11 protein-coding genes are annotated in these 10,449 nt (G+C 58.4%); 3 read left to right on the forward strand and 8 right to left on the reverse strand.

The window, feature by feature from the left end; genetic code table 11:
* The coding region (locus tag VL547_RS22240) for an MFS transporter (RefSeq protein ID WP_325582108.1) at window positions 1-1,185 on the reverse strand (1,185 nt) is incomplete at its 3' end.
* On the reverse strand, window positions 1,182-1,775 hold the full coding sequence (locus VL547_RS22245) for an acetate uptake transporter (RefSeq protein ID WP_325582110.1): 594 nt from the start codon (window positions 1,773-1,775) through the stop codon (window positions 1,182-1,184). The genes VL547_RS22245 and VL547_RS22240, both read right to left, overlap by 4 nt.
* 77 nt (window positions 1,776-1,852) lie before the next feature.
* Here VL547_RS22245 and VL547_RS22250 point away from each other — a divergent pair, with 77 nt between their 5' ends.
* The gene (locus tag VL547_RS22250) at window positions 1,853-2,599 is read left to right on the forward strand and encodes a chitinase (RefSeq protein ID WP_325582112.1); all 747 of its coding nucleotides are present in this window, start codon (window positions 1,853-1,855) and stop codon (window positions 2,597-2,599) included.
* Here VL547_RS22250 and VL547_RS22255 read toward each other — a convergent pair.
* Window positions 2,589-2,906: a Dabb family protein gene (locus tag VL547_RS22255; RefSeq protein ID WP_325582114.1), complete on the reverse strand. Its 318-nt coding sequence runs from the start codon at window positions 2,904-2,906 to the stop codon at window positions 2,589-2,591. The genes VL547_RS22250 and VL547_RS22255 overlap by 11 nt on opposite strands.
* Window positions 2,907-2,992: 86 nt before the next feature.
* Here VL547_RS22255 and VL547_RS22260 point away from each other — a divergent pair, with 86 nt between their 5' ends.
* Window positions 2,993-4,165: a sensor histidine kinase gene (locus VL547_RS22260; RefSeq protein ID WP_325582116.1), complete on the forward strand. Its 1,173-nt coding sequence runs from the start codon at window positions 2,993-2,995 to the stop codon at window positions 4,163-4,165.
* Here the strand turns inward: VL547_RS22260 and VL547_RS22265 are convergent.
* Window positions 4,144-4,713, reverse strand: coding sequence for a TPM domain-containing protein (locus tag VL547_RS22265; RefSeq protein ID WP_325582118.1), 570 nt, complete (start codon window positions 4,711-4,713; stop codon window positions 4,144-4,146). The two genes, VL547_RS22260 and VL547_RS22265, sit on opposite strands and share 22 nt — an antisense overlap.
* 40 nt (window positions 4,714-4,753) lie before the next feature.
* Window positions 4,754-4,984 (reverse strand): hypothetical protein, encoded by a 231-nt coding sequence (locus VL547_RS22270; protein WP_325582120.1) that lies wholly within the window; start codon window positions 4,982-4,984, stop codon window positions 4,754-4,756.
* Window positions 4,985-5,064: 80 nt separating this feature from the next.
* On the opposite strand from VL547_RS22270, the gene VL547_RS22275 reads away from it, so the two are divergent.
* Window positions 5,065-5,478: a hypothetical protein gene (locus VL547_RS22275; RefSeq protein ID WP_325582122.1), complete on the forward strand. Its 414-nt coding sequence runs from the start codon at window positions 5,065-5,067 to the stop codon at window positions 5,476-5,478.
* Window positions 5,479-5,533: 55 nt separating this feature from the next.
* On the opposite strand, the gene VL547_RS22280 is transcribed toward VL547_RS22275, so the two are convergent.
* From VL547_RS22280 to VL547_RS22290, 3 genes are all read right to left on the reverse strand, one after another.
* Window positions 5,534-7,816, reverse strand: coding sequence for a hypothetical protein (locus tag VL547_RS22280; RefSeq protein WP_325582124.1), 2,283 nt, complete (start codon window positions 7,814-7,816; stop codon window positions 5,534-5,536).
* Between the two features lie 145 nt (window positions 7,817-7,961).
* The gene (locus tag VL547_RS22285; protein WP_325582126.1) at window positions 7,962-9,632 is read right to left on the reverse strand and encodes a glutamine--tRNA ligase/YqeY domain fusion protein; all 1,671 of its coding nucleotides are present in this window, start codon (window positions 9,630-9,632) and stop codon (window positions 7,962-7,964) included.
* 45 nt (window positions 9,633-9,677) lie between these two features.
* The gene (locus VL547_RS22290; RefSeq protein ID WP_325582128.1) at window positions 9,678-10,385 is read right to left on the reverse strand and encodes a VIT1/CCC1 transporter family protein; all 708 of its coding nucleotides are present in this window, start codon (window positions 10,383-10,385) and stop codon (window positions 9,678-9,680) included.
* Between the last annotated feature and the right edge of the window lie 64 nt (window positions 10,386-10,449).

Below are 10,449 nucleotides of genomic sequence, written 5' to 3' on the forward strand. Positions count from 1 at the left end.
TCGCTCGAGGTTAGGCAGGAATCCTGTCAACAGCCCGATCAGCGGTAAAAAAGCGCACACCTTATACACGAACTGAATAGACGTCCGATCCGCCAACCATCCGAGCACCGCGGACCCAAGCCCGCCCATGCCGAATGCCAGCCCAAAGAAGAGCCCCGCGATCATCCCCAGTTTCCCCGGCACCAGCTCCTGCGCATATACCAGGATGGCGGAAAAGGCCGAGGCCAGGATCACCCCGATACAGACGCTCAGCACGCCCGTCCAGAACAAGTTGGCGTATGGCAGCGCCAGGGTGAAGGGCGCCACGCCCAGGATCGAGAACCAGATGACGTATTTGCGTCCATACCGGTCTCCGACCGGCCCGCCGATCACCGTCCCCGCCGCCACCGCGAACAGGAAAACGAAGAGGTGTATCTGCGCGTTCTGCACCGAAACATGGAACTTGTCCATGAGGTAGAACGTGTAGTAACTGGTCATCGAGGCCAGGTAGAAGTATTTGGAAAATATGAGCGCCAGCAGGATGACCAGCGACACGACTACCGTACGGCGGGGTAGTCCCGGATCGGTGACCACGCGCCCCGACGCCGCGCGGGACCCCAAATGGGAACGATACCACGCGCCCACCCGTATAAGCACAAAAATCGCCAGCAGCGCCACCAGGCTAAACCACCCGATCGATCCCTGCCCGTGCGGCACCACGATCCAGGCAGCCAGCAGCGGTCCCAGCGACGAACCCACGTTGCCGCCGAGTTGGAACACCGACTGGGCCAGCCCCCGTTTTCCTCCGGATGCGAGGAACGCGACCCTGGAGGATTCCGGATGGAAGACCGAGGAGCCGATCCCGACCAGCCCCACCGAAACCAGGACCAGCGGGTAGGTGTGCGCCATCGACAGGCACACCAGCCCGGAGAGCGAAAACAACATCCCGATCGCCAGCGACCAGGGCTGCGGCCGCCGGTCGGTATAAAAACCGACCAGCGGCTGCAGCAGGCTGGCCGTGAGCTGAAAGGTAAAAGTGATCAGACCCAGCTGCCCGAAGCTCACGTGGAGGGAATCCTTCAGCAGGGGATAAATAGACGGTATGAGGGACTGAATGGTGTCGTTGAGCAGGTGTGAGAAGCTGATCATCAGCAACACGGAATACACCGTCCGCTCGACGACCGTTTCGGCTGATAGCGTTTTCATGTCCGCAAAGGTACGGCCCCGAGCGGCAATACCTGCTTCCCATAGGTATCATTGATGACATTGGCGAAGCCCGTATAGATGGCGATCAACCCGCAGACGATCCCCTCGACCCCGGCGATCCTGCCAATCTCCTCGACACCCGATAGCTTCTCCGCCGCCAGCAGGAAGAACAGCACCGTCAGCGTGCCAAACACCCATTGCAGCGCCCGGTTGAGCCGGAGGGTTCCAAAAAACAGGAGTAGGGTAAAGAGCCCCCACATCGCCAGGTAACAGCCAAATGACTTTCCCGTGATCGGCGCGGCCCAGCCCAATTTTGGCAGGACCAGCAACCCAACCAGGGTCAGCCAGAAAAAACCATAGGAAATAAAAGCGGTGAACCCGAAGGTATTGCGCTTGCGCGCCTCCATAATACCCGCGATCACCTGCGCCAGCCCGCCATAGAAAATACCCATGGCCAGGATCATGGCGTCCAGGTCGTAGACGCCCGCGTTGTGCAGGTTCAACAATACGGTTGTCATGCCAAAGGCAAAAAGCCCAAGTGGCGCGGGGTTTGCGGATGTGTCCTTCAGGACGACGGTTGTCTCATTCATGTGCAATCGTTTTAAGCGCCGGCCGTGCCGGAGTTTCGCGTTAGGATTTTTTTGAATATAGGCGTAATTTCCCAAGCATGCAAATTCTACTTTTCTGGATGTTCTCCTCACTGGCGCCAACGCCCTACCTGAATGCGGCTGCGTGGAAGCACCTCTTCCCCCATCAGAACGCCCTCTACACCTACGACGCCTTCCAGAGAGCCGCCGCCCGCTTCCCAAAGTTCCTGAACGAAGGCGATGACCAAACCCGCCGCCGCGAGCTCGCCGCTTTCCTGGCGAACGTCTCCCAGGAAACCAGCGGTGGCTGGGACGCCGCCCCCGGGGGCTATACGACGTGGGGGCTGTATTTTACCGAAGAAAAAACGAACGCCACCTACAACGACACCAGCAAGCACGACTACCCCGCCGTAGCGGGAAAGACCTACCATGGCCGCGGTCCCGCCCAGCTCAGCTGGAACTACAACTACGGCCAGTTCAGCCAGGCATGGTTTGGGGACAAGTCCATACTCCTGAACGACCCGGACCGCGTATGCCAGGACCCCGAGCTGGCCTGGGCCTCGGCGGTCTGGTTCTGGATGACCGCCCAGCACCCCAAGCCTTCCTGCCACGAGGCCATCGTCGGGCAGAAGGGTTTTGGCGCGACCATCAACATCATCAACGGAGGGATAGAATGCGGCAAGGGCACGGAGCTCCCGCAGACCCGCCACCGGATAGACTTCTACCGCACATTTTGCGAATATCTAAAGACAACGCCAGGCGAAGACACCGGATGCGCCGAACAGTCCCCGTACGGCCAGCCCCGCTCCGGTCAGCCTAAGCCATGACCGAGTCGTACACAACGACCCGTGTCCATAAATGACTACAATCTTCTACGAATTTCAGGTGGACCGGATCCACCTGGTAGGCATCCTGGCCGGCCCGGTCGTCAAATACCGCCAGCCAGGAAACGGCGTAGGACCCGTCCACGACGTCGCGGCTGGTGCCGGCGGGGACGCCGATGTGGGATGACTTGATGGTACTTATACCGACCAGGGTCCGGAGCCCTTCGATCAGACGCGCCCTATCCTCGGTGCTTTCGGGCCGGTTCAACCAGAAATAGACGTGATGTACAAATTGTTTGGAGAATTCCATGCCCCAAATTAAGCGATTCGGCATGAAATTTTCGCGTAAGTTGGCAACGCCTGAAGTTTGGCAACGCTTAGAATGAACGCTGCAACATGATAACGGATGAGGCCATACGGCAACTGAACCTGGCCCCCGTAATGCTTTGGATGTCTGATCAGGATCAGCAGATCACTTTTGTCAACCGGGCTTGGCGGGAGTACACGGGCTCTATGCCCGAAACGCCTGCGGCAGATTGCTGGTATGAGCAGATGCATCCTGAGGACGTACAACCCTGGATAAGGGCCTATCACCCCGCTTTTTCTAAAAGAGAAGGATTTTCCGCCGAATTCCGGCTCCAGCGCCACGACGGTTCATTCCGCTGGATGTCGTGCAGGGCCATGCCCCGCCTGGACGAGGCCGGTCGGTTCCTGGGTTATTCGGGCGCCTGTCTCGACATCCATGAACAACGGCTCAACGAAGAGGCCCTGGAGCGACGGGTATCCGAGCGAACCCTTGCCCTCCAGCAGGCAAACCTGAGTCTCCAGCAGCGCAACCACGAGCTCGAACAGTTCGCCTACGTCACTTCCCATGACCTGCAGGAACCGTTGAGGAAGATCAGGATTTTTGTGGACATGCTGCTCCGGCAGGAAGAATCGGTAGCCGTAGACGCGGAAAAGTTACAATCGCTCGGACGGATCAGGAGCTCGGCGGACCGCATGGCCCAGCTGATCAAAGACCTGTTGACCTATTCCCGGCTGGGGCTGGATGGTCTTTTGTTCACCCCCACCGACCTGAACACCGTCGTCCTGGCCGCCCTCCGGGATTTCGACCTGCGCATCGAAGAAACGGGCGCCCGCGTACACGTGCTCTCGCTGCCGATCATCGATGCGATCCCGCTGCAGATGAGCCAGCTGTTTTACAACCTGGTCGGCAATGCGCTCAAGTTCCTGCGTCCCGGGACCGCGCCCACGCTGCGAATCTTTTCCCAGACGCTGACCGCCCAGGAGTTGGCGCAATATCCAAGCCTGGAACAGGACGGGGTATATTACAGGATCGTCATCAAGGACAACGGCATCGGCTTCAACCAGGCGTTCGTGGAAAAAATATTCGTCATCTTCCAGCGCCTCAACCCCAAGGAACGCTTCCCCGGTACGGGCATAGGACTGGCTATCTGCCGAAAAATCGTGCAGAACCACCGGGGCGAGATATTCGCTTTTGGCAAGGAAAACGAAGGCGCCGAATTCCACATCGTCCTACCCAGGAACTACCGCGCGCCGGCGCTCTGAAGCCGGGTCATCAGCTCGCCCAATCCATCGATCGTTCCCTGGTAGAACTGGCCCTTGTCGTAGGCCGGCAGGAAGTCCGCGTCCACGATCTTCTGGGTTTCGGCGTCCGTCATATGGAGCCCGACGCCGTTCTGGATGCGCATGACGCCCAGGGCTCCGGAAACGCCGATGACGACGCCCCTGCTTGAGTCCCGGCCCACCTGCCAGCTGTTGGCGACACGGAGGACCACCGAGTCGAAGTCATCCTTTGAAGACATCGAAGAATCGAGCGTAACCACGGCAATCTGGACCCCGGTCTTTGTCTCGAAATTTCCGATCAGGGAATCCAGGTGCGCGATCTGGTCATCCGTAAACAGGTTTTCCCAGTCGGTGACATAGCCTGAGGCTGGGGGAACCGCGTCCTTAAAGTGTTTGTGGTAAATCTGTCCGTGCAGGGAAAAGCTCCCCGGAGCTTGTGCAACGATGACGTCGTCCTTTTCCTGGGCAAAAGCACCCATACTCGCCTGGAGGCACAACAGCCCGATCAGGCCAATTTTAATAGGTTGCATGGGAGACTCGATTTGGGTTCCCACCTAAGATGCACGAAAACTACGAAGGTTTAACAGCGGGGGCCGCCTTTTTGCGTGGCGCGGCTTTTTTAACAGCCTTTTTGGGTGTGGGCTTTTCGGCAGTCGGTAAAGTATAGTGATCGCTAAACAGCCTGCTGGCTTTTTTTACGCGGCTTTTGAATTTTTTCTCGCTCATACCCGGCTTGAAATCGGCCAGGGCTACTTCTAATTTGGCGGCAATTTGACTACGAACCTCTTTCTTTGTTAGCATACACTCTGATTGGTTAAAAAACGTAACCTAAATTTAATGCAGATTTTCACTTTTCCAATGTTAAGATTTTTATTTGCACCATGAAATATTCGCAAATCATTGGAATAGGCTTGGTTCTGGCTTTCGTCGTCGTCGCCTGGATGCCCTGGATTTATATCCCGTCGATCCATTCAACCATCTCGGGAATGACCGACGACACCGGGAAGTTTGGCAAACCCGCCCTGTTCAACCTTTTTTGCTGCGCCTTCTCCCTCGTCTTCTTCGCCGTCCCCCGGCTTTGGGCCAAGCGGGGCAACATCTTCGCCGCCACCATGAACCTGGCGTGGGCCCTCAAAAACTTCATCATCCTTAGCATCTGCCGGCAGGGGGAATGCCCCGATCGCAAGGCGGGATTCTTCCTGATGTTCCTGATCGCGCTTGGAATCGAGATCATGTCCTTCCTGCCAAAGCTGACCGTGCAAAAAAAAGGAGCGCCCGAAGGCACTCCTCAATAATTTTCGCGTTCGCCGCTCACATTCCGGGATGTTCGGTTCGCTTGTGGCATTCGCTTTAGTGACGTCCGCCACGTCCGCCACCGCCGACGCGACCACCGCCGCCGCCTCCACCTCCGTGGAAACCGCCACCGCCACCGCCCCTGAAGGCCGGTGCGGAGAAGCTCCGGGCCGGAGCCGCGGAACGCTGCGGTTGGGAGAAGGTCCGCTGCTGGCCCTGGAACGTCCGTTGCTGCGGTTGCTGCTGGAACGTCCGGTTTTGCTGCGATTGCTGGAACGTCCTGTTCTGCTGCGACTGCTGGAACGTCCGGTTTTGCATCGTGCGTTGCTGCTGTGCATATCCGTTGGTCGTTCTTGCGCCATTATACCCGTTGGTCGTGTTGACCCGGCCGCCGCCATTGAAGGCGCCACGGGGGCCGCCGTTCACCTGGTTCCGGTAGATGGTACCCCGCGAAGCCGCCATCGAATTGATACGGTTCACCGGCATACCGCCCACGCGGCCCACACCCGGGTTGACGCGGTTCGGTCCGATCCGGCTGGCGCCGTACAAGGGCCCGCGATTGACCCGGACGATGCCGCCCCGGCCCCAGGAGTTATAGATATTGACGCGGTTGATAAAGACGGGACCACCGAAGTGCGCATAGCCGCCACCGTAGAACGGATGGTACCAGCCCCAGGGACCCCAGAAGGGACGATAGATCGGGCTATAGAAACCATAACCGAAGTTGAAGTAGGCGCCGAAGCCCCAACCGGGACCCCACCCGAAACCGGCCCCATATCCAAAGGTATAGGGGTACCCATACCAGTAGGAACCGATCCAGGGCCTGTACCACCAGCCCGTACCAAAGACGGGGCAGCCCCAGTAAGAATTGTATACACCGAAGTAACCGGGCGTGTACCCGAAGGTGACGTCGTCGTCATCGGTGTCATAGACCTTTACATAGGTGACGTTGTACACCGGGGAATTGCTCGGGATCTGGTATATCTCGTCCGGGACGTTCACGGCCACCTGCCAGGGCCCGTAGGGGCTGGCCGACTGGAACCATACCGCCTTGTCGCAGGCAAAGAACTGGTCCCCGTCCCGGATCACCGGGGCGGAAGCGTTGGTGGCGTATTCGAGGTCTGTATTGGAAATGGGCTTGAACTTGGGATCGCCGTCGTAGTTCGCGTTGAACGAGGCATTCGCCTTGCTCACCGTGGCGGTTTGGGGAATGTCGTTGGCGATCACGGCTTCCTTGGCCTGGCTGGTATTAGGCACCGAAACCAGCACCCTTGCCTCGGGGCTGTTCTGCGGGATGCGGGAAAAGTCCGCGGGCAGCTGGCTCGGGTCGACAAATGTCCAGGGCCCGTCCATGGTCGGGGAATTATACCAGCGGCCGGAGATCAGCGTATAAACGTGGTTGTCGTCCTGGCTCTTGAAGAGATCGCCCTTTACGTTGGTCGCATAGGCCAGGTTCGTGCCCTCGATCGGCTGGAAGTCAGGGGCGCCGTTGGTAACCAGCAGCTCCGCGGGACGTTCCGATACATACAGGAGGGGTAGGGTACCATTGGCCGCCGCCGCCGTAACCTCGTCCGAGTTGTTGTCCGGGATCGTAATGTTCAGCGTTTTATCGGATTGCACCTTTGTCTTTGCGTCGTTCAGCGCGTCGGAGGCGGGAGCGATCGACCAGTTGGTGTTGGCCAGGTCGGAGGTTACCGCCCATTGATCCCCGATGGGGGTATAATAGTTTGTCCCGTCGGAGAGGATCAGGTAGTTGGTATTCATGATCCGTTGGTACGAAGTACCCTGTACCGGCGTCAGCTTGGGCTGGCCGTCGATCATCACCAACAGGGCGGGGTCATTCGAATGGATGATCGCCGGGGGATCGTTCTTCACGGTCACCTGGTCGGTACTGGCGCCCTTCTGGGTCAGGGCGATGTCGTTTTTCAGCTTTTGCTGGCTGATGACGGGCAACGCACCCGCGTTGGTGGTAATGGTCTGTGTCAGGGCATCACCGTTGTCGGTCATGCTCGGGAAATTCTGACGGGTTACGCTGTAGTTGCTCAGCGTCACGCGGCCGCCGCCGGCGTCATTGGTACTGGCCTGGAAGTAGACCACCCCGTAACGTTCCGACGCGTCGCCCGCCGTGTGAACGGAGACCGACTGGGAACCCTGCAGGGTGTTACCGCTCCAGGAAATACCCTGGGGCTGATATAGCCAAATGGAATCTCTTCCGGAAACGATCAGGTACGGCCAGGCATAAGAACCCTTATTGTCCTGTGCGCCTGATGCCTGGCTGGACAGACTGCACAGCACGAAGAGCGGCAAGGCAAACAACATCGACATTTTGCTCGGTTTCATAATTAACCTAAGTTTATTACACATATAGACGGCAATCCTTGTGCAAGGTTGAATCCATTAGCTATAAAACGGCAAAAAAGGCTGTTAAAGTATGTTAAAGCGCCACGTGTCGCGCCGCCGCAGCATCCCCGCAGCGCCGCCGCCGTCAGGCCCCTTCCTTCTTCGCCTCCTTCGCCCACGTATCCTTCAACGTAACCGTCTGATTAAAAACGAGTTTCCCCGGCTCGCTATCCCTATCCAGCACAAAATACCCCTTCCTTATGAATTGGTATTTTTCCCCCACGGCCGCGTCCGCCATACCAGCCTCCAGGACAGCATGAGGGATCACCGTCAGGCTCCCCGGATTGAGGTCGCTTTTGAAGTCCGAATCACCGGCCCCGGGTTCCTCGGACAGAAACAGCCGGTCATACAGGCGTACCTCTGCCGTAATGGCATGGGTGGCGCTCACCCAATGGATGGTTCCCTTTACTTTGATATTGCTGCCCTCGTTGCCGCTCCGGCTCTCCGGGATATAGGTCGCGCGGACCTCGGTAATATTTCCTTCTGAATCTTTAGAAAAGTCGTCACAACGCACGATATAAGCGCCCTTCAACCGCACCGTCGCCCCCGGCGCCAGCCGGAACCATTTCTTCGAGGGGACCTCCAGGAAGTCTTCCCGCTCGATCCAAAGCTCCCGCGAAAAAGCCACCTGCCGGTCGCCCGTTGCCGGGTCCTCCGGGTTGTTCTCGACGCTCATCATCTCGGAAACACCCTCCGGGTAGTTGGTCAGCACCAGCTTGATCGGGTCCAGCACCGCCATCCGCCTCAAAGCAATCTTGTTGAGGTGCTCCCGCACACAGAACTCCAGCAGGCTAACGTCGATCACGTTTTCCCTTTTGGCGATCCCGATCCGGTCGCAGAAGTCGCGGATGCTTTCCGGCGTATATCCGCGCCGGCGAAGCCCGCTGATCGTCGGCATCCGGGGATCGTCCCAGCCGCTGACAAAGCCTTCGTTCACCAGTTGCAGCAGCTTCCGCTTGCTCATCACCGTATAATTCAGGTTCAGCCGCGCAAATTCGTACTGGTGCGACGGGAAGATGTCGAGCTGCTCGATAAACCAGTCGTACAGCGGACGGTGGGGTATGAACTCCAGCGTGCAGATCGAATGGGTGATGTGCTCGATCGAATCGCTCTGCCCGTGCGCAAAGTCGTACATCGGGTAGATACACCAGGCATCCCCCGTGCGGTGGTGATGGGCGTGCTTGATCCGGTAAAGGATGGGGTCGCGCATGTGCATATTCGGCGCCGCCAGGTCGATCTTGGCGCGCAGCGTCCTGGAGCCGTCCGGGAACTCTCCCTTCCTCATGGCCTCGAAGAGCCTGAGGTTCTCCGCGACGCTCCGGTCCCTGTTCGGGCCCGGTTTCCCTGGCTCGGTCGGCGTCCCTTTTTGCAACGCAATTTCCTCCGCGGTGCTGTCGTCCACGTACGCCAGTCCGTTTTTTATCAATTGTACCGCCATCCGGTACAGCTCCTCGAAATAGTCCGAGGCGTACAGTTCTTTATCCCATGCAAAACCCAGCCAACGCACATCATCCTTGATGCTGTCGACGTATTCGATGTCCTCCTTGACCGGGTTGGTGTCGTCAAAACGCAGGTTGGTCTTGCCCCCGTATTTGGCGGCCAGACCAAAGTTCAGGCAAATGCTCTTGGCATGCCCGATGTGCAGATAGCCGTTGGGTTCCGGCGGAAAACGGGTGTGGATTCCGGCATACTTCCCGTCCCTCAGGTCCTGTTCGATGATTTCTTCTAAAAAGTTGAGGCTCTTTTCTTCAATCATATCGGCGAAGATACGAAAAGTGCGCCCCCGGGCCACGTTTGGGGCCTACTTGAACAGCCGCGCCACGAAGAACGCCGCCGCCGCAGCAGCAGCCCCGATCAAGGTCACCCGGACGGCGCCCCACCACGGGTTGACACCGGTGACGCGGCTCTTGATAAAACCAAAAATGAAAAGACACACCAACGTCACCACCACCGACCACCGGAGCGCCTCCACGGGCTGCCCGATGAAAAAATACGGGCTCAGCGGCACCAGCCCGCCGACGATATACGCCCCCCCGATATTAAAGGCGCTGTTCCTGGCCCGTTTGGGGTCCGGTTCGTCGAGGTTCAGCTCGTATTTCATCATAAAATCCACCCACTTCTTCTTATCCTGTGTGATCTCCTCCACCGCCTTGTCCTGAACCTCGGCGCTTAGCCCCAGTTCCTCGAAAAAGGCGCGCACCTCCCGCTTTTCCTCTTCCGGAAGCGTCTCCACCTCTTCGTACTCCCGCCGGAGCTCGCTCTTGTAAAAGTCCTGCTCCGTCTTCCCCGCCAGGTACCCACCCAGCCCCATCGCAATCGACCCCGCGGTAATCTCCGCCAGACCCGCCAGCACGATCAGCCCCGTGGACGACACCGCCCCGCTCAACCCCGCCGCCAGCGCAAACGGAACCGTCAGGCCGTCGCTCATCCCAATGACGACGTCCTTGATAAAGGCCGAACTGTTGTTGTGGTGCTCCTGGTGCGGAAGCTGTTGCGGTATCTCTGCCATGCGCGCAATATACATTTATTATCGAGTCATGCGCTGGCATAGCTGAGAGGGGGCGAACAGTTTT

The sequence above is a fragment of the Dinghuibacter sp. genome (assembly GCF_035492835.1).
In the GTDB taxonomy this organism is placed as follows: domain Bacteria; phylum Bacteroidota; class Bacteroidia; order Chitinophagales; family Chitinophagaceae; genus Dinghuibacter.